Origin of the sequence: Streptomyces sp. AC555_RSS877, assembly GCF_019049245.1 — a bacterium.
Lineage (GTDB): Bacteria > Actinomycetota > Actinomycetes > Streptomycetales > Streptomycetaceae > Streptomyces.
Map to the genome: position 1 here is coordinate 118,004 of NZ_JAGMUK010000218.1, position 23,047 is coordinate 141,050.

Annotated in this window: 19 protein-coding genes and 1 pseudogene; 13 read left to right on the forward strand and 7 right to left on the reverse strand. The window is 71.8% G+C overall.

The window, feature by feature from the left end; translation table 11 throughout:
* Positions 1-113: 113 nt before the first annotated feature.
* Positions 114-980: an RNA polymerase sigma factor SigJ gene (sigJ, locus tag KUM49_RS44330; RefSeq protein WP_217242632.1), complete on the forward strand. Its 867-nt coding sequence runs from the start codon at positions 114-116 to the stop codon at positions 978-980.
* Between the two features lie 45 nt (positions 981-1,025).
* Here the strand turns inward: sigJ and KUM49_RS44335 are convergent.
* Positions 1,026-1,580: pseudogene (locus KUM49_RS44335) on the reverse strand (penicillin acylase family protein); the annotation flags it as partial.
* Between the two features lie 38 nt (positions 1,581-1,618).
* On the opposite strand from KUM49_RS44335, the gene KUM49_RS44340 reads away from it, so the two are divergent.
* Both KUM49_RS44340 and KUM49_RS44345 read left to right on the forward strand, forming a co-directional pair.
* On the forward strand, positions 1,619-3,118 hold the full coding sequence (locus tag KUM49_RS44340; protein ID WP_217242633.1) for an acyl-CoA synthetase: 1,500 nt from the start codon (positions 1,619-1,621) through the stop codon (positions 3,116-3,118).
* Positions 3,119-3,253: 135 nt separating this feature from the next.
* A complete protein-coding gene (locus tag KUM49_RS44345) occupies positions 3,254-4,117 on the forward strand; it encodes an alpha/beta fold hydrolase (RefSeq protein WP_217242634.1) in 864 nt (287 codons plus the stop codon).
* A gap of 33 nt (positions 4,118-4,150) precedes the next feature.
* Here KUM49_RS44345 and KUM49_RS44350 read toward each other — a convergent pair whose 3' ends face one another.
* Complete coding sequence (locus KUM49_RS44350) at positions 4,151-5,893, reverse strand: sulfatase (RefSeq protein WP_374200278.1); 1,743 nt, start codon at positions 5,891-5,893, stop codon at positions 4,151-4,153.
* 183 nt (positions 5,894-6,076) lie between these two features.
* Positions 6,077-7,717 carry an acyl-CoA synthetase gene (locus KUM49_RS44355; protein ID WP_217242636.1) on the reverse strand — a complete coding sequence of 547 codons (1,641 nt, stop codon included), beginning with the start codon at positions 7,715-7,717 and terminating at the stop codon, positions 6,077-6,079.
* Between the two features lie 179 nt (positions 7,718-7,896).
* On the opposite strand from KUM49_RS44355, the gene KUM49_RS44360 reads away from it, so the two are divergent.
* The 8 genes from KUM49_RS44360 (at position 7,897) to KUM49_RS44395 (ending at position 14,461) form a co-directional block, all read left to right on the forward strand.
* Positions 7,897-8,697 (forward strand): crotonase/enoyl-CoA hydratase family protein, encoded by an 801-nt coding sequence (locus KUM49_RS44360; RefSeq protein WP_217242637.1) that lies wholly within the window; start codon positions 7,897-7,899, stop codon positions 8,695-8,697.
* 47 nt (positions 8,698-8,744) lie between these two features.
* Positions 8,745-9,686: a Zn-ribbon domain-containing OB-fold protein gene (locus KUM49_RS44365; protein ID WP_217242638.1), complete on the forward strand. Its 942-nt coding sequence runs from the start codon at positions 8,745-8,747 to the stop codon at positions 9,684-9,686.
* Entirely contained in the window at positions 9,687-10,718 is a 1,032-nt protein-coding gene (locus KUM49_RS44370; protein ID WP_217242639.1) for a thiolase domain-containing protein, read from the forward strand.
* Positions 10,715-11,881: a thiolase domain-containing protein gene (locus tag KUM49_RS44375; RefSeq protein WP_217242640.1), complete on the forward strand. Its 1,167-nt coding sequence runs from the start codon at positions 10,715-10,717 to the stop codon at positions 11,879-11,881. The genes KUM49_RS44370 and KUM49_RS44375 overlap by 4 nt, the downstream gene beginning before the upstream one ends.
* An 83-nt stretch (positions 11,882-11,964) precedes the next feature.
* Positions 11,965-12,207, forward strand: coding sequence for a DUF397 domain-containing protein (locus KUM49_RS44380; protein WP_217242641.1), 243 nt, complete (start codon positions 11,965-11,967; stop codon positions 12,205-12,207).
* Positions 12,208-12,347: 140 nt separating this feature from the next.
* Positions 12,348-13,250: a universal stress protein gene (locus KUM49_RS44385; protein WP_217242642.1), complete on the forward strand. Its 903-nt coding sequence runs from the start codon at positions 12,348-12,350 to the stop codon at positions 13,248-13,250.
* Between the two features lie 58 nt (positions 13,251-13,308).
* Positions 13,309-13,986: an ABATE domain-containing protein gene (locus tag KUM49_RS44390; protein ID WP_217242643.1), complete on the forward strand. Its 678-nt coding sequence runs from the start codon at positions 13,309-13,311 to the stop codon at positions 13,984-13,986.
* Positions 13,964-14,461, forward strand: a complete 498-nt coding sequence (locus tag KUM49_RS44395) for a hypothetical protein (protein WP_217242644.1) — start codon at positions 13,964-13,966, stop codon at positions 14,459-14,461. Before KUM49_RS44390 ends, KUM49_RS44395 begins: the two co-directional genes overlap by 23 nt.
* Positions 14,462-14,466: 5 nt before the next feature.
* Here the strand turns inward: KUM49_RS44395 and KUM49_RS44400 are convergent, their stop codons facing one another.
* Together KUM49_RS44400 and KUM49_RS44405 are read right to left on the reverse strand one after the other, a co-directional pair.
* Complete coding sequence (locus tag KUM49_RS44400; RefSeq protein WP_217242645.1) at positions 14,467-16,434, reverse strand: N-acetylmuramoyl-L-alanine amidase; 1,968 nt, start codon at positions 16,432-16,434, stop codon at positions 14,467-14,469.
* A gap of 270 nt (positions 16,435-16,704) precedes the next feature.
* Complete coding sequence (locus KUM49_RS44405; RefSeq protein ID WP_217242646.1) at positions 16,705-17,847, reverse strand: aminoglycoside phosphotransferase family protein; 1,143 nt, start codon at positions 17,845-17,847, stop codon at positions 16,705-16,707.
* 244 nt (positions 17,848-18,091) lie between these two features.
* Between KUM49_RS44405 and KUM49_RS44410 the strand changes: the two genes are divergently transcribed.
* Entirely contained in the window at positions 18,092-19,585 is a 1,494-nt protein-coding gene (locus tag KUM49_RS44410) for a hypothetical protein (RefSeq protein ID WP_217242647.1), read from the forward strand.
* Between the two features lie 53 nt (positions 19,586-19,638).
* Here KUM49_RS44410 and KUM49_RS44415 read toward each other — a convergent pair whose 3' ends face one another.
* The gene (locus KUM49_RS44415) at positions 19,639-21,069 is read right to left on the reverse strand and encodes a PP2C family protein-serine/threonine phosphatase (protein WP_217242648.1); all 1,431 of its coding nucleotides are present in this window, start codon (positions 21,067-21,069) and stop codon (positions 19,639-19,641) included.
* A 408-nt stretch (positions 21,070-21,477) separates the two neighbouring features.
* Here KUM49_RS44415 and KUM49_RS44420 point away from each other — a divergent pair, with 408 nt between their 5' ends.
* Positions 21,478-21,891, forward strand: coding sequence for an SsgA family sporulation/cell division regulator (locus tag KUM49_RS44420; protein ID WP_217242649.1), 414 nt, complete (start codon positions 21,478-21,480; stop codon positions 21,889-21,891).
* Between the two features lie 29 nt (positions 21,892-21,920).
* Here KUM49_RS44420 and KUM49_RS44425 read toward each other — a convergent pair whose 3' ends face one another.
* Positions 21,921-23,027 (reverse strand): chemotaxis protein, encoded by a 1,107-nt coding sequence (locus tag KUM49_RS44425; RefSeq protein WP_217242650.1) that lies wholly within the window; start codon positions 23,025-23,027, stop codon positions 21,921-21,923.
* Between the last annotated feature and the right edge of the window lie 20 nt (positions 23,028-23,047).

A 23,047-nucleotide genomic window follows, 5' to 3' on the forward strand; every position in this document is an offset into this window, starting at 1 on the left:
GCGACCGGCCGTCCGGTCACTCCGGGTGGCGCGACAGGGACGCGGCGGAGTTGACTGGGGGCACCCGCACTGGCGGCGACCACCGCAGCGAACGTCTGGGAAGGACATGGGAATTGGAAACCCCCGAGCCGGCGACCGAGCAGTTCGAGACCTACCGCCCCCTGCTGCTCGGCCTCGCCTACCGGCTGCTCGGCAGCATGGGGGACGCCGAGGACGTCGTCCACCACGCCCACCTGCGGTGGACCGGCACCGACCAGGCCCAGGTCCGCGGTCCCCGGACCTACCTCGTCACCGTCCTCACGAGGTTCGCCGTCGACCGGCTCAAGTCCGCCAAGGTGACCCGCGAGGCGTACACCGGGCCCTGGCTGCCCGAGCCGGTGGCCACCGGCTCGCTCGGCCCGCTGGGCACGGCCGCGCTGCGGAACACCGTCGCCTACGCCACCGTCCACCTGATGGAGCGTCTGTCACCCCCGGACCGCGCGGCTTTCGTGCTGCACGAGGCCTTCGAACTTCCGTACGGCGAAATCGCCCGCATCCTCGACGCCACCGAGACGAACTGCCGCCAGATGTACCTGCGCGCAAGCCGCCGGCTCGCCGCCGGACGCGACCGGTTCACGCTCTTGGACGACGACCACGCCAAGCTCCTGGCGCGGTTCCTGGAGGCCGCGCAGAGCAGGGACCAGGCCCGGCTGACCGCGCTGCTGACCGAGGACGCCGTCGCCTGGAGTGACGGGGGCGGCAAGGTCAGGGCGGCCCTGTGGCCCGTCGAGGGCCGCGAGCGGGTCGTCGCCTTCGCCGCCGACCTGGTCGCCCGCTACCCCCTCGGCACCCCGCGGCGCGTGGACGTCAACGGCCGGCCCACCCTCGCGATCACGGTCGACGGCATCGACCAGGTCGTCACGATCGACGTGCGGGACGACCGCATCGACGCCATCTACGTGGTGCTCAACCCGGACAAGCTCGGCCGCATCACCACCTGAACCGGCAGTGCGGTCCCGCCCCGTGGGAGGGGCGGGACCACACGATCAGCGCTCGCGGACGAAGACGATCCTCAGCGCCGCCGAGGACAGGATGTCCCTCTCGCAGAACCGGGACGTCACCCACTTCTCGCCGGAGAACAACCGGGTCTGGTCGCTGTGGTGCGGCGAGTTCGGGTTCGAGGACTGGGAGTACGTCAGCAGCGTACGGGCGACCGGGCACCGGCTGCCGTCCCAGCCCACGGCCTATAGGTAGCTGGAGCCGGTCGTCACCTCGGTGTAGCCGCCGCCCGCCGGGTTCCACACCGGCTCGATCTTGTTCCACACGCCCAGCGACTCGGTGCCGCCCGGAACGGGGATGCGCCGGTCGTTCCGGACGACGAACTGGTGCCGCGCGAGCGGGGAGCCGAGCGCGATGCCCGCAGCCCGCAACTCGGTGACCGCGTCCGCGAGGGCGGTGGTGAAGCCCGGCGCGGCCGTGTTGAGCGTGTGCGGCGTGCGGACCGGGTCCGTCGCCGGGAACGGCACCTTCCACAGCTGCCCGGCCGGCACGGAGGCCGTCAGCTTCCGCCAGAACCGGTCGAAGAGCAGCGCACCCCGGTGCTTGACCTCCTTCTTCCGCGGACCGAGGATCATGTGTCATGACGCCCGGACACGGCAGCACGGTTGACGGAGTGCTGCGACGCAGCGCCCGACGCACCCCGGCACGGGTCGCGGTGGAGTACGGCGACCGCTCCTGGACCTACGAGGAACTCGACGAGGCGGTGTCCCGCGCGGCGAGCCTCCTGCTCGGCCAGGGCCTGGACCCCGGTGACCGGGTCGGCGCCTACGGCCACAACTCCGACGCCTATCTGATCGGCTTCCTCGCCTGCGCCCGCGCGGGCCTCGTGCACGTACCCGTCAACCAGAACCTCACCGGCGACGACCTCGCGTACCTCGTCGGTCAGTCCGGCAGCTCCCTGGTCCTCACCGACCCGGATCTGGCCGCACGGCTCCCCGCCGGAGTCCGCACGCTGCCCCTGCGCGACGCCGAGGACTCCCTGCTGGCGCGGCTGGCCACCACACCCGCGTACGACGGTCCCGAAGCGCGCAGCGAGGACCTGGTGCAGCTGCTGTACACCTCCGGGACGACGGCCCTGCCGAAGGGCGCGATGATGACGCACCGCGCCCTGGTGCACGAGTACCTGAGCGCGATCACCGCACTCGACCTCAGCGCGGGCGACCGGCCGGTGCACTCGCTGCCGCTGTACCACTCGGCGCAGATGCACGTGTTCCTGATGCCGTATCTCGCGGTCGGCGCGACCAACGTCATCCTCGACGCGCCGGACGGCGACCGCCTCTTCGACCTCGTCGAGACCGGCCGCGCGGACAGCCTCTTCGCCCCGCCGACGGTGTGGATCGGCCTGACCAATCGTGCGGACTTCGCGGCTCGTGACCTGAGCGGTCTGCGCAAGGCGTACTACGGCGCGTCGATCATGCCGGCGCCCGTGCTGGAGCGGCTGCGCGAACGCCTGCCGAAGCTCGCCTTCTACAACTGCTTCGGGCAGAGCGAGATCGGTCCGCTGGCCACCGTCCTCGCGCCCGACGAGCACAAGGGCCGCATGGACTCCTGCGGCCGGCCCGTCCTCTTCGTGGACGCCCGCGTGGTCGACGAGGACGGCAAGGACATGCCCGACGGCACGCCCGGCGAGATCGTCTACCGCTCCCCCCAGCTGTGCGAGGGCTACTGGGACAAGCCCGAGGAGACGGCCGCCGCCTTCCGCGACGGCTGGTTCCGCTCCGGCGACCTCGCGGTGCGCGACGCGCACGGCTACTTCACGATCGTCGACCGCGTGAAGGACGTCATCAACTCCGGTGGCGTACTGGTCGCTTCCCGCCAGGTCGAGGACGCCCTGTACACGCATGACGCCGTCGCCGAGGTCGCCGTGGTCGGCCTGCCCGACGAACGGTGGATCGAGGCCGTCACGGCGGTCGTCGTCCGGCGCGGCGAGGTCACGGAGGAGGACCTCATCGCCCACGCCCGCGAGAAGCTTCCCCACTTCAAGGCACCGAAGCGGGTGGTGTTCGTGGACGAGCTGCCGCGCAACGCGAGCGGGAAGATCCTCAAGCGGGAGCTGCGGGACCGGTTCGCGGGTGCCTGACCTCGACGACAGGACCCGGCGGGGGCGCACGGACCTCTCCCGTGGTGTTCGGGGTCAGTGATCCAGGCGGCCCGGACGCGGGCAAGGGGGCGGCGGAGATCTTCTCGGCGTGCCGGGTCCGCATAATGGGGCGCCATGCCCACCTTCACCGCACCTGACGGGACCCGGCTCGCCTACCACCTCCGAGGCGACGGCGATCCGCTCGTCGTGCTGCCCGGCGGTCCGATGCGGGCCTCCGCCTACCTCGGAGACCTGGGCGGGCTCGGCGTACACCGCCCACTGGTGCTGCTCGACCTCCGCGGGACCGGCGACTCGGCCGTGCCGGCGGATCCGGCCACCTACCGCTGCGACCGGCTCGTGGACGACGTGGAGGCGTTGCGGCACCACCTGGGGCTGGAGCGCATGGACGTGCTCGGTCACTCGGCAGGCGGCAGCCTGGCCACGCTGTACGCCGCCCGGTACCCGGAGCGGGTGGGTCGGCTGCTGCTCGTCACCGCCACGCCCTGGGCGCTGGGCATGCCGGCGACGGCCGAGGACCGGTTGGCGGCGGCCCGACTGCGGCAGAGCGAGCCGTGGTTCGAGGAGGCGTTCGAGGCGTTCGCGGCCTGGGTGGCGGGAACGGGTGACTTCGACCCGGTGTTCGCGCCCTTCTTCTACGGGCGCTGGGACGACGCCGCGCAGGAGCACGAGGCGCGCGGCGACGAGGAGTGCAACGACCAGGCCGCCGACGTGTACGGCTCCGAGGGCGCCTACGACCCGCCCGCGACCCGGGCCGCCCTGGCCCGGCTGACCGCACCCGTCCTCGTCCTGGCGGGCGAACTCGACGGCGGCCCGTGCCCCGGCCTCGCCCGCCGTGCCGTCGACGCCTACCCGAACGCCGAGTTCACGGTCCAGCCGGGCGCCGGTCACCACCCCTGGCTGGACGACCCCGAGTGGTTCGTACGGCGTGTCCTCGCGTTCCTGGACGGAGACGGCCCCGCTCTGCCCGCGCCGCGGTGAAACGTGTGACCCGGGACGGACGCCTGCCCGGCCCTACTTGGCGTACGCCGTCATGAAGCGGTCGCGGAACTTGTCCATGCCCCACTGCGGGGCGTTCCCGGCGGGCTTGAGGCCGTCCGTCCAGCCCCAGTCGGAGATCCGGTCGAGCACCTTCGGGTCCTTGGCGACGATCGTGATCGGCACGTCCCTGTTCGCGCTGCCCCCGGTGACGGTCGGAACCGGCTGGTGGTCGCCGAGGAAGACGAGGACCGTGTTCTCGTCGCCGTAGCGCTCGAGCCACTGGGTGAGGCTGTCCACGGAGTACTGCACGGCCTTGCGGTACTCGGTACGCACGCGCTCCCGGCTCTTCCAGACCTCCGTCGGATTGGTGCCCTCCTTCTTGATCTGGTTGAAGACCGTGCCGTCACCGAGGTCGTCCCAGTCGATGGTGCGGGGGATCGGCGACCAGGGGTTGTGGCTGGAGGCCAGGATGATCTCCGCCATGATCGGGTCGCGGTTCTTCTTGCCGTGCTCCAGGCGCTGGAAGGCCTCCATGCTGAACTGGTCCGGCACCGGCGACCAGCTGAAGTAGGGGCCCTGGTAGCCGAGGTGCGTGGAGTCGTAGATGTGGTCGAGGCCGAAGTACTTGCCCTCGGGCCAGTTCTTCCGTACGCCGGGGACGATGCCGACCGTGCGCCAGGCGCCGGTCTTCTGGAAGTAGCTGGTGAGCGTCGCGCGGTCGCCGGTGGTCAGGCTCAGGTACCGCTGCTGGTTCTTGATCCAAAGACCGGACAGGAAGGTCGAGTGGGCGAGCCAGCTGCCGGCCCCCGCCACGGGCGACTTCAGCCAGCCGCTGCGCGAGTCGAAACCGGCCGCCTCGAGCCGGCTCGTGCCCTCCGCGAGGGTCGCGTCCATCTCGGGCGCCATCGCCGGGTCGTCGAGCGCGACCCGGCCGTAGCTCTCGACGAAGGTGAACAGGACGTCCTTGCCGCGCAGTCCGGTCAGCAGCTGGTCGGGCGGGGTGTCGGCGAAGGCGTCGGCAGCGGCCTGCTTCTGGAAGACCTTGGCGTCCCCGAGGCCGTTGCGGACGTACTCCACACGGTTGGCGAGGACCTCGGAGTTGCCCTTGCTGGCGAAGGGGGATCCGCCGGACTGCACGCCGAGGGTGAAGCAGGCGACCCACGCGGTGCCGAGGACGAGGGTGGTGGGGACCGCCACGGTGCGGTGTCGGTCGACGACGGTCGCCAGCCGGATCACCGCCCACGTGCTCAGCGCGAGCACGGCGACGAGGAGGACGATCACCCCGGTCACCACGAGCAACTGGCCCGATCGCCCGAACGACTCCCTGAGGAAGTCCGTCGCGTCGTTCAACAGGATCCAGTCGAAGACGAGGTCGAACGGCCGGGCCAGGAACTGGTAGAAGCCCATGTCGGTGAGTTTGAGGACGGTGAACAGGCCGAGGAACAGGCCTGAGCCGATCGCCACGAACCGACGGGGTTTGGGCGGCAGGGCGAGCAGGACGACCGCGAGAAGGATCGCCTCGACGGGGAGGCGGAGGAACGAGAAGTAAGTGGTCCGGTCGAGGCGATTGGGCAGGAGCAGCGCGAGCCCCACCAGCACGACGGCCAGGACGCTCGTCCCCACGGACACGCCACGCGACGCGCGGGGGTGGCGACGCCGCCAGCCGAACCAGCCGGGGGAGGGGGCGACGGGCCGGGGATCGTCGGCGGACTCCTCGGGCCCCGGTGCCTCGCCGGCCTCGGACGACCGGGTCTCCTGCACGACGTCCTCGGCCACCTCTTCCCCCGCGACCCCTCCGTCACCCGTATCCGCCTCGCCCCCAGCGGTATCCGGCAGTTGGCGAGAGCGAGTGAAGAGTGACACCCGGAGGTCCTTCCGTGCGGTCGTGCGAGGGCATGGCAATCAGGGCTCGAAGGCCCAGCCTGCCATCTCCCAGTACGTCCGCACGGCGCCTGCGGTTCAAGCGGACGGCCCCGGAATTGATCCTTCCGCCGATGTCGCCACCTCCCGGGCCCAGCGGTAGTCCGCCTTGCCGCTGGGTGACCGGCGGAGCGTCTGCGCGACCACCAGCCGGCGCGGGATCTTGTAACCGGCGAGCCGGGAACGGCAGTGCGCCTGGATCTCCTCCAGGGACGGCCGTACCGCCCCCTCTCGCACCTGCACCACGGCCGCCACATGGTGGCCCCACGTCGCGTCCGGAACCCCGGCGACCAGCGCGTCGTAGACGTCCGGATGGGACTTGAGCGCCTGCTCGACCTCCTCCGGGTACACCTTCTCGCCGCCCGTGTTGATGCACTGCGAGCCGCGTCCGAGGACGGTGACCACGCCCTCCTCGTCGACGGTGGCCATGTCGCCGAGCAGCACCCACCGCTCGCCGTCCTTCTCGAAGAAGGTCTCGGCACTCTTGCGCGGGTCGTTGTAGTAGCCGATTGGCACGTGCCCGCACTGCGCGACCCGGCCCACCTCGCCGACGGCGACCGGTTCGCGGGTGGCCGGATCCACCACCTGGGTACGGGAGTTGACGCGGACGCGGAAGCCGCGTTCGGGGCCGGAGTCCTCCGTCGCCGTGCCGTTGAAACCGGACTCGGAGGAGCCGAAGTTGTTCAGCAGCATCACGTTCGGGACGAGCGCCTGGAACTGCCTGCGCACCGTGTCCGACATGATCGCCCCCGACGACGACACGCTGAACATCGAGGACATGTCGATGCCCTTCATGGGGCCTTCGAGCGCGTCGATCAACGGTCGCAGCATCGCGTCGCCCACCAGCGACATGCTGGTGACCTTCTCCCTCTCGATCGTCCGCAGTACCTCCTGGGGGGCGAACTTGCGGTGCAGCACGACCCGTTGACCGAAGTTGAAGCCGATGAACGCCGTCAGGGTGGACGTGCCGTGCATCAGCGGGGGAGCGGGGAAGAAGGTGATCCCGGCGCCGCCGGCCGCGACCCGCTCGGCCAGCTCCTGCGGCTTCTTCACCGGCTCGCCGGTCGGCGCGCCGCCCCCGAGCCCCGAGAAGAACAGGTCCTCCTGGCGCCACATCACGCCCTTGGGCATGCCGGTGGTGCCACCGGTGTAGATGATGAACTGGTCGTCGCCCGAGCGGGTGGGGAATCCGCGCTCCGGGGAGCCGGAGGCCTCCGCCCTCGCGAAATCCACGGCAGCCACCTCGGCTGCCCCCGGTGCCGGCGTCCCGACCCGCACCATATGCCGCAGCGCGTCCGTGTGCGGCAGCGCCGCCGCGACCCGGTCGGTGAACTCCGCGTCGAAGACCAGGCCCACCAGGTCGGCGTCCCGGTACAGGTAGACCAGCTCGTCCTCCACGTAACGGTAGTTGACGTTGACCGGGACGATCCGCGCCTTCAGGCAGCCGAGCACGGCCTGGAGGTACTCGACGCCGTTGTAGAGGTGCAGGCCCACGTGCTCGCCGGGCCGTACCCCGCTGTCGGCCAGGTGGTGGCCGATCCGGTTGGCGGCGGCGTCCAGTTCCGCGTACGTCAGCCGGCGCTCCGCGCCCGTACCGGGGTGGTCGATGTACACGAGCGCCTCGCGGTCCGGGACCACGTCGACGACCGACTCGAACAGGTCGGCAAGGTTGTACTCCACCGCTCCTCCTGACCTCGGACGGGCCCTGGCCCTTCGACGGTTCGCCGGTCATCTGAGCAAAGGGCGCCGCAACTGTGAAGAGTCCGCGTCGAATAAATCTGACTGTGTGTCAGAAAACCCTTGAAGTGCCCAGGCGCCTCCTGCAACCTGTTCTCGTTCTTTCAGAGGGGAGATGGGCAATGGGTGGGACGGAACACCTCACCGTGCGGCGCCACGGCGCCACACTGGTGCTCACGCTCAACAGGCCCGACGCCAAAAACGCGCTCTCGCTGTCCATGCTCGTCGGCCTGTACGACGGCTGGACCGAGGCCGACGAGGACGACGAGGTGCGCTCGATCGTGCTGACCGGCGCGGGCGGCGCGTTCTGCGCCGGCATGGACCTCAAGGCCCTCGCGGGGCAGGGCATGGAGGGCGAGCAGCACCGGGACCGCCTCAAGGCCGACCCGGACCTGCACTGGAAGGCGATGCTGCGCCACCACCGCCCCCGCAAGCCGGTGATCGCCGCCGTCGAGGGGTACTGCGTCGCCGGCGGCACCGAGATCCTCCAGGGCACCGACATCCGGATCGCGGGCGAGTCGGCGACCTTCGGGCTGTTCGAGGTCAAACGCGGGCTCTTCCCGATCGGCGGTTCCACCGTCCGGCTGCAACGCCAGATCCCGCGCACCCACGCCCTGGAGATGCTGCTCACCGGCCGCCCCTACACCGCCCGCGAGGCCGCCGGCATCGGTCTGATCGGCCATGTCGTCCCCGACGGCACGGCACTCGACAAGGCCCTGGAGATCGCCGAACAGATCAACGCCTGCGGTCCGCTCGCCGTCGAGGCCGTCAAGGCATCCGTGTACGAGACCGCCGAGATGACCGAGACCGACGGACTCGCCGCCGAACTCGAACGCGGCTGGCCCGTCTTCGACACGGCCGACGCCAAGGAGGGCGCCCGCGCCTTCGCGGAGAAACGACCGCCCGACTACAAGCGCGCCTGACCTCGCGTACCAGCGCGTCCGCCCTCCCGCAGAAGGAGACACCCGGGATGCCCGAAGTCCTCAAAGCGCCGCTCGTCGTCGAGTTCCCCTTCACCCGCTCCCTGGGCCCCGTCCAGAGCGCCTTCCTCACCGGCCTGCGCGAACGCGTCGTCCTCGGGGTGAAGACCGCCGACGGCCGCGTTCTCGTTCCGCCCGTCGAGTACGACCCGGTCACCGCCGCGGAGATACGTGACCTCGTAGAGGTGGCCCCCACCGGCACGGTCACCACCTGGGCCTGGAACCACGCCCCCCGCCGCGGCCAGCCCCTGACCACTCCCTTCGCCTGGGCCCTGATCCGCCTCGACGGCGCCGACACCGCCCTCCTGCACGCCCTCGACGCCCCGGGCCCCGACGCCGTCCACACCGGCATGCGCGTCCGCGTCCGCTGGGCCGGCGAACGCGTGGGCGCCATCACGGACATCGCCTGCTTCGAGCCGTACGACGGCGACCGCGCCGGGCCGGCGGGCCACACCGGGGAGTTCGAGGATCCGGTCACCGGCATCGTCGCCCCGGCCCGCCTCGACTACACCTACTCGCCCGGCCGCGCCCAGTCCGCGTACCTCCACGCCCTCGCCGAACAGCGGGTCGTCGGCGAGCGCTGCCCGTCGTGCCGCAAGGTGTACGTCCCGCCGAGGGGCGCGTGCCCCACCTGTGGCGTGGCCACATCGGAACAGGTCGAGGTGGGTCCGCGCGGCACGGTCACCACCTTCTGCATCGTCAACATCAAGGCGAAGAACCTCGACATCGAGGTCCCGTACGTCTACGCGCACATCGCCCTCGACGGCGCCGACCTCGCCCTGCACGGCCGCATCGCGGGCATCCCCTACGACCGGGTGCGCATGGGCCTGCGCGTCGAACCCGTGTGGCCGGCAGGCGGCGGACACCCCGACCACTACCGGCCGACCGGGGAGCCCGACGCGGACTACGAGACGTACAAGGAGTTGGTGTAGATGCCGCCCCTCAGGGAGGTCGCCGTCGTCGCCTTCGCGCACACCGGCCACCTGCGCAGCGCCGACGAGCTCTCCGAAGTGGAGATGCTCATGCCCGTCCTGCACGACGTGCTCGACCAGACCGGCCTGAAGACCGCGGACATCGACTTCACCTGTTCCGGCTCCTGCGACTACCTCGCCGGCCGGGCCTTCTCCTTCACGCTCGCCCTCGACGGGGTGGGCGCCTGGCCGCCGATCTCCGAGTCCCACGTCGAGATGGACGGCGCGTGGGCGCTGTACGAGGCGTGGACCAAGCTGCTGACCGGCGACGCCGACACCGCACTCGTGTACTCCTACGGCAAGTCCTCACCCGGGTCAGTCCGCGACGTCCTGACCCGCCAGCTCGACCCCTACTACGTGGCACCCCTGTGGCCCGACTCCGTCGCCCTCGCCGCCCTCCAGGCACAGGCACTCATCGACGCGGGCGAGACCGACGAGCCCGCGCTCGCCGCCGTGGCGGACCGCAGCCGCAACGCCCCGCCCGGCACGGCCTCGCGGCGGGACTACGTCGTCCGGCCCCTGCGCACCGGCGACTGCCCGCCCGTCGGCGACGGGGCCGCGGCCGTCGTCCTCGCGGCGGGGGACCGGGCCCGGGAACTGTGCGCCCGGCCCGCCTGGATCCGCGGCATCGACCACCGCATCGAGGCACACGGCCTCGGCGTCCGCGACCTGACCGACTCGCCCTCCACCCGGCTGGCCGCCGAGAAGGCAGGCGCCTTCGAACGGCCCGTCGACACCGCCGAGTTGCACGCACCCTTCAGCTCGCAGGAGGTCGTCCTGCGCAAGGCGCTCGGGCTGGACGACGAGGTGAGGATCAACCCCTCCGGCGGCGCGCTCGCCGCCAACCCGGTCATGGCCGCCGGGCTCATCCGCATCGGCGAGGCCGCCGCCCGCATCCACCGCGGCGCGTCCGACCGGGTCCTCGCCCACGCCACCTCCGGCCCCTGCCTCCAACAGAACCTGGTCGCCGTACTCGAAGGGGATCCGCGATGAGCAAGGAGCCCGTGGCCGTCGTAGGCGTCGGCCAGACCAAGCACGTGGCGGCACGCCGGGACGTGTCCATCGCCGGGCTCGTGCGGGAGGCAGCCCGCAAGGCCCTGGACGACGCCGAGCTGGACTGGGCGGACATCGACGCCGTCGTCATCGGCAAGGCGCCCGACTTCTTCGAGGGCGTGATGATGCCGGAGCTGTACCTCGCCGACGCGCTGGGTGCCGTGGGCAAGCCCATGCTGCGGGTGCACACTGCGGGCTCGGTCGGCGGGTCGACGGCGCTCGTCGCCGCGAACCTGGTCGCCGCCCGGGTCCACGCCACCGTGCTCACCCTCGCCTTCGAAAAGCAGTCCGAGTCCAACGCCATGTGGGGGCTGTCCCTGCCCATCCCCTTCCAGCAGCCGCTGCTGGCCGGGGCCGGCGGGTTCTTCGCCCCGCACGTACGCGCGTACATGCGACGCAGCGGCGCGCCCGACACGGTCGGCTCCCTCGTCGCGTACAAGAACCGGCGCAACGCGCTGAAGAACCCGTACGCGCACCTGCACGAGCACGACATCACCCTGGAGAAGGTCCAGGCCGCGCCCATGCTCTGGGACCCGATCCGCTACTCGGAGACCTGCCCCTCCTCCGACGGCGCCTGCGCCATGGTCCTCACCGACCGCGCGGGAGCCGCCCGCTCGCCCAGGCCGCCCGCCTGGATGCACGGCGGCGCGATGCGGAGCGAACCCACCCTCTTCGCCGGCAAGGACTTCGTCTCGCCGCAGGCCGGCAAGGACTGCGCGGCCGACGTGTACCGGCAGGCCGGGATCACCGACCCGCGCCGGGAGATCGACGCCGTAGAGATGTACGTGCCGTTCTCCTGGTACGAGCCCATGTGGCTGGAGAACCTCGGCTTCGCCGACGAGGGCGAGGGCTGGAAGCTCACCGAGTCGGGGGTCACCGAACTGGACGGGGACCTGCCCGTCGACATGTCCGGCGGCGTCCTGTCGACCAATCCCATCGGCGCCTCCGGCATGATCCGCTTCGCGGAGGCCGCGCTCCAGGTCCGCGGGCTGGCCGGGGAACACCAGGTGGAGGGCGCGCGGCGGGTGCTCGGGCACGCCTACGGGGGCGGATCACAGTTCTTCTCCATGTGGCTCGTGGGGTCCGAGCCGCCCGCCTCCTGAAAGGTCCCCCTCACGTGGCCTGTCGGCGTCCGGGACCGATCGCTAGGCTGGCCGCGGACGACGCAATCGGGAGGAGCACGGACGTGGCCGAGACCACCATCCAGCAGCAGCCGCTCATGGGCTGGGACAAGCCCGAGCTGGACCTCAGCACCGCCGACTGGCACTCCAGCAGCCGCGGCCTGGGGGATGTCCAGATCGCCTTTGTCGAGGGATTCATCGCGATGCGCAACAGCGGCCGGCCCGATAGCCCTTCCCTCATCTTCACGCCCGCGGAGTGGGGCGCGTTCGTGTCGGGCGCGAGGGAAGGGGAGTTCGACCTGACCTGAGCCGACGGGCCGGCGGGCCGATCCGGCGGTGTTCCTACCGTTTTTCCGGACACGCGACCTCCAGCGCTCTCCTGACGCCGACGCCTGAGCAAGGCTGACCGGCAGGAAACGGAAGGTCGTACTCCGGAGGTGAGGAACGCATGGGCACTCTGCCGGTGGTCGCGGCGGTCGACGGTTCGGACGACGGTCTGCGCGCCCTGGACTTCGCCCTCGACGCCGCCCGCCGGCGCGAGGCACCGCTGCGGGTGGCCCATGTGCGGCAGTACGCCGCCTGGGCCCAGCCCGAGGTCCTGGCCGCCGGACCGCCCGACCCGGACGACGACCCGGTGCTCGACCAGGTGCGCGGCCATCTGGCGGGCCGGGAGGGCCTGCCGCAGGTCGAGTACCTCGTACTGGAGGGCGCCCCGGCCGCGCTCTTGCCCGAACTCGGCTCCACCGCGCAGCTGTTGGTTCTCGGCTCGCGGGGCCGCGGCGGCTTCGCCAGTCTGCTGCTCGGCTCCAACGGCATGGCCGCCGCCCGCGACGCCGAGTGCCCTGTCGTCGTGGTGCCCCGACCCGGGCGAGAGGTGCACGGCGAGGCACCGGCCGCGCCGGGCCCCCGTGTGGTCGTCGGCCTCCAGGTGGACAGCCCCGACGAGGCCACGCTCGCCTTCGCCTTCACCGAGGCCGCTCTGCGCGGCGCACGCCTCCAGGTCGTCGCCGCCTTCGCGTGGCCGATCCAGGACTGGGCGGTCCCCGGCGAACTCGCCCCGGTGATGATCGACCAGGGCGCCGTCGAGAACGAGACCCGCGTCCTCGCCGAGGGCTTCCTCGCCCCGCACAGCGCCCGCCATCCCGGCGTCCGGGCCGAGCCGTACGTGGCACCGGGCGACGCGGCCGGTCACCTCGTCGCCGCCTCGAAGGACGCCGACCTGGTCGTCGTCGGCCGCCACCGACGCCGTCTGCTGGCACCCGCCCGCATGATGGGCTCCGTCACCCACGCCGTCCTGCTGCACGCGGCAAGCCCGGTCGCGGTGGTGCCGCCGGCACCGCCGGAGGACTGAGACACCCCTCAGCCACCGCCCTCGGCTAATGGATGCGGCCGCACCTATCATTAGCTCCATGCAGGCCACGCTCAGCAGGGACGCCCGCCTCGCCCTCGACCTCGCCCTGACCGTCCGGCACGACGGACACGGGCAGGTCGCCGACGACCTCACCGACCCCGCAGGGCTCACCGCCTGGGTTCGCGCCCGCCCCGACGCCCTGCCGGAGGCCGCCGCCTTCGTCGCCGACGAGGCCGTGCTCGCCGCCGTCCGTGACCTGCGTGCCGCCGTCCGTGCCCTGTTCGCCCGAGCCGTGCGCCCCGCCGAACCGAGCGCCGCCGACCCGGCCCGCCTCCTGCCCTTGCCCGAGGCCGTGCGGCGGCTCAACGAGGCCGCCGCACGCACGCCCACCGTCCCCGTACTGCACTGGGCCGAGGACGCCGAACCCGTCGTACGGCACGAGGCCGCCCAGGGTGGCGGCGAACTCACCGCGGCGCTCGCGCACGCCGCGATCGCCTTTCTCGACGGTCCCGAGCGAGTGCGGCTGCGGGCCTGCCACGCGCCGCGCTGTGCGCGGTACTTCCTCAAGGAGCACCCGCGTCAGGAGTGGTGCAGGCCGTCCTGCGGCAATCGCGCCCGCGTCGCGCGGCATCACGAACGGCACCGCGACCGCGCCCAGCGGAGAAGAGCCGCCCGCACGCCACGCGAGGGGTCCGGGCACGTACCATTGCGGCATGTCGTTCCTCCGCCGCCGTAGCGCCACGCCCGCCGGGCCCGACTTCGACGTACTGGCCATGGACCCGGGCGACTGGCCCGGCAATCTGGGCGCCGGTCTGCTGCCCGCGCCCGACGGCAGCTGCCAGGGCGTCTACCTTCGCTACGACCTCTTCGGCGGCCGCGGCCCCGCGATGATCATCGGCAATCTGCCGGAGGGCTCCCCGGCCCGCGACGTCACCGAGGACGAGATCCCCTTCGAGGTCGGCCAGCTGCTGCTGGCGCTGGAGAACGACGAGGAGGTGACCGTCGTCGGCTCCGAGGACATGCCGGTGATGCAGGGCGACAACCTCCTGATCGTGCGCCGCCTCAAGCTGTCGGAGAGCCGGATCTCCTGCGTGCAGTTCGACCGCAGCGACAACGTCCTGGTGACCATCGCCGCCTGGGACCGCCCCATCACCGACGACCTGTACGCCCTGCTGAAGCCGCTCCCCGCGGAGCTTTTCCAGCAGGACTGAGGCGACTACCCGGCCGACCGCGCCACGCGGACGTCCGCCGCCCGCACGAACGCCACCCGGTGGCCGAACTGGATCTCGTAGTACAGGTCCTCGGCGGCCACCACCTGGTGGGAGGCCTCGCCGAACGTCACCGCGTAGTAGTACTCGCCGGGCACCTTGTCCCCGACCACGTACCGCTGGTCCGCCGGCAGCTTGTACGGCAGCGGCGACAGGGCCTGGGCGGGTACTCCCGCCGGGTACGCGGACGCCTCCGGGTAGGCACGCCCGTAGACCGGGATGCTCGCCGACCCGTTCTTGGGCGTCACCACCAGGCCCGTCGCGTGCACCGCGGTCGGGTTCTTCCTCGCGTTCTTGAACCAGGCCTTCTGGCCCAGGTACCAGATCGCCGTCCAGTCCCCGTCGCGGCCCGCGACCGCGTACTGCTGGCCGGTGGAGACCCGTGAGGACAGGTCGTTCACCCCGGTGCCCGGCGTCGTCCCCAGACCGATGTCCTTGATCAGGGGGTAGGACTCGCCGGGCCCGGAGTGGAGCCGCACCGCGCTGGACCCGTGAGCCGCGCACGGCTCACCCTTGGCGACGCAGCCTGTGTACCCCGGCTGGTTCGTGGCGTAGTCGGGGCGGATCGTCACCAGGCCGCCGTTCTTGCCGGCCGTGGACTCGAAGGGACGGCCCAGCAGGGCGAAGTAGTGCCCCCAGTCCCAGTACGGGCCCGGATCGGTGTGCATGCCGCCGACGGTCCCCGCGGTCGGACCCGGCACGTTGTCGTGGCCGAGGATGTGCTGCCGGTCCAGCGGGATGCCGTACTTCTTGGCCAGATACGCCACCAGCCGCGCCGACGACCGGTACATCGCCTCCGTGTACCAGGCGTCCGGGCTGGCCAGGAAGCCCTCGTGCTCCAGGCCGACCGACTTGGCGTTGACGTACCAGTTGCCCGCGTGCCACGCCACGTCCTTGGCCTTGACGTGCTGGGCGATGTGGCCGTCCGTGGAGCGCAGCGAGTAGTTCCACGACACATAGGTGGGGTCCTGCACGAGGTTGAGGACGCCTTCCCAGGCGCCCTCCGTGTCATGGACGACGATGTACCTGATGCTCTGGGACACCGGACGGTTCCCGGTGTCGTGGTTGCCGTAGTCGCCCTCGCCGAACTCCTCGTAGGGAGCCGGGATCCACTCGCAGGACACCGTCTTCGGGCACTCCGTGCCGTCCGCGGCCCGTGGCCGCAGGCCCGTCCGCGTCAACTGCGCGAGGTCGGGGGCGAGAGCGGGCTGGGCGGCCAGGGCGACCTGCTGACCGGCGTCGGTGGTGCGCTCCTCGCCGGTGCGCAGCACGTCGAACACGTCGTTGGCGTACGCCGCCCCCGTCGCGCTGTCGTCCGCGCCGGAGAAGCGGGCCACCGCCCCGTACCAGTCCGCGGGATCCTCGCTGAGCGGTTCGCCGAGGTCCTGCTGAGCGGCGGCGAGCAGTGCGGCGCCGCCCGCCACGTTCGCGGCGGGATCGGTCCGCAACCGCTCGGCGGGCAGGCCGGTGAGCTCGGCCGCCTTCGGCAGGGTCTTGAGACGGGCCGGGAGGGCGGCATTCTCCGGCACCTTCGCCTCGGGGTGCACCGGTGGGCGGGCGCTGTCGCCGCGCGCGTCCTCCGTCCCCTCGCTGTGGTGCGGCGCCGCCTCGGCGAGCGCGGTGCGGGCGTCGGTGAGGTGCATCGGACCATAGCCGCCGGTCACGCTGGGCGCCCCGGCGTGCGCGTCCCAGCGGGACTGCAGGTAGGAGACGGCAAGAAGCACACTCTGCGGCACGTGGTACTCGGCGGCCGCGGCGGCGAACGCCGACTGCAGACCGGCCGCGGAGGCCCGGGCGTCGGGCGGGGCCGCGCCGAGCAGCGGCAGCAGCAGGGCGGCGCAGCCCACCGCGCCCGCGGTCCTTCGGAAACGTCTGTGCCCGGCTGCTCGGTCGGTGGCGATGGCGGATTCTCGCAATGCAGCCTCCTGGGACGGTCGAGCGCGACGCGCCGTGCGGGGCCGGGTCCGTCAGTGGTACCGGCCTGCCGACGATCCGTCAATGATGCCCAGAAGCAGGCGATTTCCCTCGTCAGGCCAGGTGGGCGGGGAGTTTCGCGGCGGCGCCCCGCGGGCCTGCGGGGCGTCAGTGGCGTACACCGATGGGCGATGCCGGACGAGCCGTGGATCCGGACATACGACGGTCCGCGGTGCGCCGTTGACGTGGCGCACCGCCAACCGTCGTCCCCGTCAGCGAGTGCCGACCGCCGCGCGCACGGCCCGGCGGGCCAGCTGGCAGTCGTCGTGCAGCCGCCTGAGCAGCAGCCGCTGTTCCTCGCCGGACGGCGCAGCACCCGGGTGGGCCACTCCCGGTGCCGCCGGGGTCGTGTCGTGCATCGAACGCTGCACGGCCATCTCGTAGGTACGGATCTCCCGGGTGAGGACGAGCATCAGGTTCACCAGGAACGAGTCCCGCGACGCCGGGCCCGCCGTCTGGGCGATCTGGCTGATCTGCCGCCGGGCCACCGGCGCGTCGCCGAGGACCGACCACAGCGTCGCCAGGTCGTAGCCCGGCAGGTACCAGCCCGCGTGCTCCCAGTCCACCAGCACTGGACCGGCCGGTGACAGGAGGATGTTCGACAACAGTGCGTCGCCGTGGCAGAACTGGCCCATGCCGTGCCGGCCCGCGGTCGCCGCGATGCCGTGCAGCAGTTTCTGCAGGTCGCCCAGATCCCGGTCGGTGAGCAGCCCCAGCTCGTGGTACCGGTTGATGCGTGTCGCGTAGTCGAGCGGGGCGTCGAAGGTGCCCGCCGGCGGCCGCCAGGCGTTCAGCCGGCAGATCGCGCCGAGTGCCGCCCGGATGTCCGCCCGGGGCGGGGCCTCCGCAGGGTGCCGGTGCAGTGCCGCCACCCGGCCCGGCATCCGCTCGATCACCAGCGTGCAGTTGTCCGGGTCCGCCGCGATCAGTCTCGGCACCCGCACCGGAGGGCGGTGCCGGACGAACGAGCGGTACGCGGCTATCTCGTGACGGATCCGCTCGGCCCACACGGGGGAGTGGTCCAGTAAACACTTGGCGACCGCGGTGCTGCGTCCCGTCGTACCGACCAGGAGCACGGAGCGTCCGCTGCGGCGCAGCACCTGCACCGGGGCGAACTCCGGGCAGATCCGGTGCACCGACGCGATCGCCGTGCGCAGCTGGGCGCCCTGAGGGCCGGACAAGTCGAGTCTCCCGCTGACGGGTTGGGTGCCGACCCCTGGAACGCGCCGCGTCCTGCCCGCACCGAGCACGGGAGCCGCCGGACGCGCGGGGTCGAGGTAGGGGCCGCCAGCACCCGCCGGACGGGGGTGCAGCGACCGGGGCGGGGCGGACACGGAGGACGATGCTGTGTACATGGGCGAAACAGATCCCTTCGTGTGCCTGCGACGACAGTGCGCTGCCCGGCCCGGTCGCCCGGGTGCACCCTGGGGAATGCATCCCTTGTTCCAGAAGGCGACCGGGTCGGGGTGGCGCTTTCCTACCTGACACCCGATGCCCCGTGGCACACCATCTGGCGTGCCCTGGCGAAGCCTGGCGAATAGTCGCCCGGCAACTCTCACCGGGCTACATTCAACTCAGCCGAGTACCTGGGGGCTTGACGTGAGCGGACAACCCAACACCCGTCTGTCGGACCTGTTCGGCCTCGCCGGCTGGTCCAAGGGCGAACTCGCGAGGCTGGTCAACCGGCAGGCGGCGGCCATGGGCCACCCCCAGCTCTCGACCGACACCTCACGGGTGCGGCGCTGGATCGACACGGGAGAGATCCCGCGTGATCCGGTACCGCGGGTGCTGGCGGCCCTGTTCACCGAGCGTCTCGGCCGTGTCGTGACCATCGAGGACCTCGGTCTGGTCCGGCACGGGCGTGCGGGGAAACGGCAGGGCGGCGGGAGTGCGGAACATCCCGACGGAGTGCCGTGGGCGCCCGAGCGGACTGCTGCGGTCCTCACCGAATTCACGGGAATGGACCTCATGCTCAACCGACGCGGCTTGGTGGGCGCGGGTGCCGCGCTCGCCGCGGGATCAGCACTCAGCAGCGCCATGCACGACTGGCTGCACACCGATCCGGCCCTGACCGCCGATGCTCCCCAGTTCGACGACCCCCTGCACGCCGATCCGGCCGGGTTCGACCGCTACGAGGCCGCCCCCATCGGATCGCAGGAGATCGAGGAACTGGAGCGCTCCGTCGAGGTGTTCCGGGCCTGGGACGCGGCCCGCGGCGGCGGACTGCAACGCAAGGCGGTCGTGGGCCAGCTCAACGAGGTGGGCGGCATGCTCGCCTACCGGCACCCCGACCATCTCCAGCGGCGCCTGTGGGGCGTCGCCGCCAACCTCGCCGTCCTCGCGGGCTGGATGTCGCACGACGTCGGCCTGGAGCCCACGGCCCAGAAGTACTTCGTCATCGCCGCCCACGCAGCAAGAGAGGGCGGCGACCGGCCCCGCGCGGGGGAGGCGCTCTCCCGGGCGGCTCGCCAGATGGTGCACCTGGGCCGGCCCGACGACGCACTCGACCTCATGAAGCTCGCCCAGTCCGGCTCCGGCGACGAGGTGCTGCCCCGTACCAAGGCGATGCTCTACACCATCGAGGCCTGGGCGCAGGCCTCCATGGGCAAGGGCCAGGCCATGCGCCGCACCCTCGGACAGGCGGAGGACCTCTTCGTCTCCGACCGGGGCGACGTGCCGCCGCCGAGCTGGATGCAGACCTTCAAGGAGGAGGATCTGTACGGCATGCAGGCCCTGGCCTACCGCACACTGGCCGAGCACGAGCCGGGCGCGGCCGTGCACGCCCAGTACTACGCGGAGAAGGCGCTGGCCCTGCGCATCGACGGCCGGGAGCGGTCGAAGATCTTCGATCATCTGTCCATGGCCTCCGCCTGCTTCATCGCGGACGACCCCGAACAGGCGGACCGGTACGCACGGCTGGCCCTGATGGCGATGGGGTCGAACTCCTCGCGCCGCACCTGGGACCGGCTGGGCCAGATGTACCGGCTCACCGCCGAGTACTCCAGCGATCCGAAGATCCACGAGCTGCGGGAGGAGATCAGGCTGGCGCTGCCGAAGACGAGGGGGAAGAGCGGCAGCAGCGCCAAGGCATAGGAACCCTCACGGCACCGGAACCGGGCGCTGTGCCTTCCGGTCCGCGGTCCTCGTCACGCGGTCACCCTGGCGACGAGCACACAGGCGTCGTTCTCGCGCTCGGCCTCGCCGAACTCCTCCACGACCATCCGTACGCAGTCCTGTGCGGTGCGCGCCTCGCCGAACCGTGGGGCCAGGTCGAGGAGGCGGTTCACGGCCGCCGTGCCGCTGTGCCCGGGCACCAGCCCGTCGGTGTGCAGCACGAGCAGGTCGCCCGGCCGGAGGGTCTCTTCGGTCTGCTCGTACACGGCTCCTGACGTCGCGCCGAGCAGAACGCCGTCCGGCGCGCGCAGCCTGCGCCCCGTCCCGTCGCGGAACAGCAGCGGGGCGGGGTGTCCCGCCTGCGCCCACACCAGGGTGCGGGTGTCGGGTCGGTAGCGGCAGCAGACCGCGCTGCCGAGGGCCGGCTGCACGGTGGCGTCGAGCAACTGGTTGAGCAGAGCCATCAGTTGACCCGGCTGGGTGCCGGCCATCGCCATGCCGCGTACGGCACCCAGCAGGGTCGCCATGCCCGAGGCCACGGCGACTCCGTGGCCGGTGAGGTCGCCGACGCTGAGCAGGGTCTCGCCGTCGGCGAGTTCCAGGGCGTCGTACCAGTCGCCGCCGATCGTCGCGCTCGTCGCCGACGGCAGGTAACGGGCCGCGAGTTCCAGCGTCTCGGGGCCCTGGTGCGGGAGCCGCAGGGAGCCGCGCCACGGCGGCAGCACGGCTTCCTGCAGCTCGACCGCGAGCCGGTGCTCGGCCTGCGCACGGTGCCGGTGACGCTGTAACGAGTCACGGGTCTCGCTCACCGCCCGCTGGCTGCGGCGCAGTTCACTGACGTCCCGCAGCACCGCCCACATGGACGCGGTGCTTCCGTCGGTGTCGAGCACGGGCTCGCCCATCATGTGCACGGTCCGTACGCCGCCGTCCGGGCGCCGCACGCGGAACTCACCGTCGATGGGCTTGGCGTCGACGAGGCAGTCGGTGACCATCGCCGTCAGCTTCGGCCGGTCCTCGTCCAGCACCAGCGACGGCAGCTCGTCGAGGGTCAGCGGGGGAGCGGCGGGATCCCGGCCCAGAATCTGGTAGAGCTCTCCGGACCAACTGGCCTCGTCCGTCAGCAGGTTCCACTCCGCACTGCCGACCCGGCTGAGCAGCGAGCCGCGTCGGGGAGCGGGCGGCACGGCCCGGACGGCGGGCGCCGCCTCCGGCGACTCGGGAGCGGGTGGCGGGCCGTCCCGCAGTTGTGCCAAGTGCTCGTCCAGGTCGTCGAGTTGGTGCAGCGCGAGGTCGCACAGCGCGCGCTGCCAACGTTCCTGCGGGTCCAGACCGTCACTCTGCGTGTCCCGGCGTACGGCATCCACGTCGCCCTTGAGCCGGCGCGCCTGCGAGATGAGCGCGTCGACCGACCCGTGTCCTGGCGGTTGGGCAGCTGGGCGGTCCGCAGAGAGATGGGACGGCATGACGCACTCCGATGCGGGGACGGTACGACCAAGGCGGACGGAAGGACCGTTACGACTGTTGCACAGCCCGCGACACCCTGTAAGGGATTCGGCGACACCCGATACGGTGGTGCTTCCGGCATATGCCACAGTCTTCACGGGGTGAGTTCGACGTACGTCTGACGTACGACATCAGGTGGCTCAAGTCGTAGGCGACGTACGTGACTTGAGGGCCTTCGGGGGGCGGACACCGTGTTCAGTTATATGTTCGACGGCCCTGTGTTCTAGGGAGTGTGGCATATCTGGAACGGGCCCTGCCAGGGGGTGTGCGCGGGGTGAACGGGGCGCGGATGTGACCTGTGATGCAGGTCACATTAATTGATGTCGGGTTCGGCGTAATGCGAACGGCATCTGCGAGCTCGTAAGAGCATGGACATCACGATCGAGCAGCCCGCCCGCGCCCGCCTGATCACCGCGGAGAGCCATGAACTGCCCGTTCCCGCCACGCTCCGCTACACCTCCGCAGACCCGCTGGCGGTGCACGTCGACTTCCCGCCCGAGGTCGCCCTGGACGGCGAGCGGGTCACCTGGACCTTCGCCCGCGCCCTGCTGGCGGACGGGCTGACCGGTCCGGCGGGGGGCGGCGACGTGCACCTGTGGCCGTGCGGCCGCGGCCGCACCGTCGTCGAGCTGCACTCGCCGTGCGGGCTGGCCCTGCTCCAGTTCGACACCGCCGCCCTGCGCCGGTTCCTGCTGCGGACGTACGCCGTGGTGGCCGCCGGCCAGGAGGATCTCGGCGCCGCCGTCGAGCAGGGGCTGGCCTCGCTCTTCGGCGGCGTCTGACGTGCCTCGGTGCCGTGCCGTGACGGGGTTCAGTACCGCAGGACGCCCGCGATCCCGTCCGCGTCCGCCAGTGTGCCGTCCGGCACGAAGCGCACCTCGGCGCCGGTCTCCAGGCACTGCTCGACGATCTCGTCCACGATGTCCTCGCGGGCGTCCAGGTCGCCGCTGACGGCCGGGACCAGATGGTCCCCGCCGTCGTCACGTACCGTCACCCGGAAGTTCTCCTCGACGGCCAGCAGCCGTACGCGGCCCTCGCGGGCGCTCTGCCACAGTTCGTCGATCCCGGCCGCGAACGCCCGGTGGCCGCGGGCCGATTCGAGCTCCCGCGTCACCGCGTCGGTGTTCTTGCGCGCCTCGGCGGCCACCAGGGGCCGGACCGCCTGCCACACGGCGTCGGGCGTGCCGTGCGCGAGTCCGCCGTGGGGGACGTGGACGGCGCTTTTGGTGACGCTGCCGACCTCGTCCATCAGGGACAGCGCGGCCGTCTCGCCGGTGACGTACAGCGGCCTGGGTGTCTCGCGCAGAACCGCGCTCATCGCGGTGTCCGCCTCGCGCAGGAACTGGCGGGTGCCCTCGTCCCGGAAGGTGCTCGGCTGGTCGCCGACCCGTTCCTGGCGTTCGGCGTCGAAGTTCTCGCGGCTCCGGGTCAGCCTGGTCAGCGGGAATCCGCCGGTGTGGTCCTCGCTGACGCGGTCCGTGCCGCCGCTCCACAGCGTGACGTGGTCGGCGGAGACCGAGAGCACCCAGAACGGCTGCTCGGCGGCCTGCGCCGAGACCAGGTTGCGGGTCAGGAAGGTGTCCGAGAGCACCACGCGTTCGGGCACCGGGCGGGCGAGCGACCACACCTGGTGCTCGCCCGGGGCGGCGAAGATCACCAGGCCGTCCTCGGCGTGCGCCAGGTCGATCTCGGTGAGGGCCTGGTCGAGCTGCCGGGCGACGTCGAGGCGCCGGTCCCGGGGGATCGCGGGGTCGGCCTCCAGCTGCTTCTTGGCCTCGGCCACGACATTGCGCAGCCGGACCGGATCCTGGGCGTTCTCGGGCTCCCGGCGGTGTGTCGGCGTCAGCACCGACACGGCCGGATAGGGGCGCGGGCGCCGCAGCTCGGTGAGGGTCGTGGGACTGAGTGCGTGCTCCATACCAGCACGATAGGGCCGAA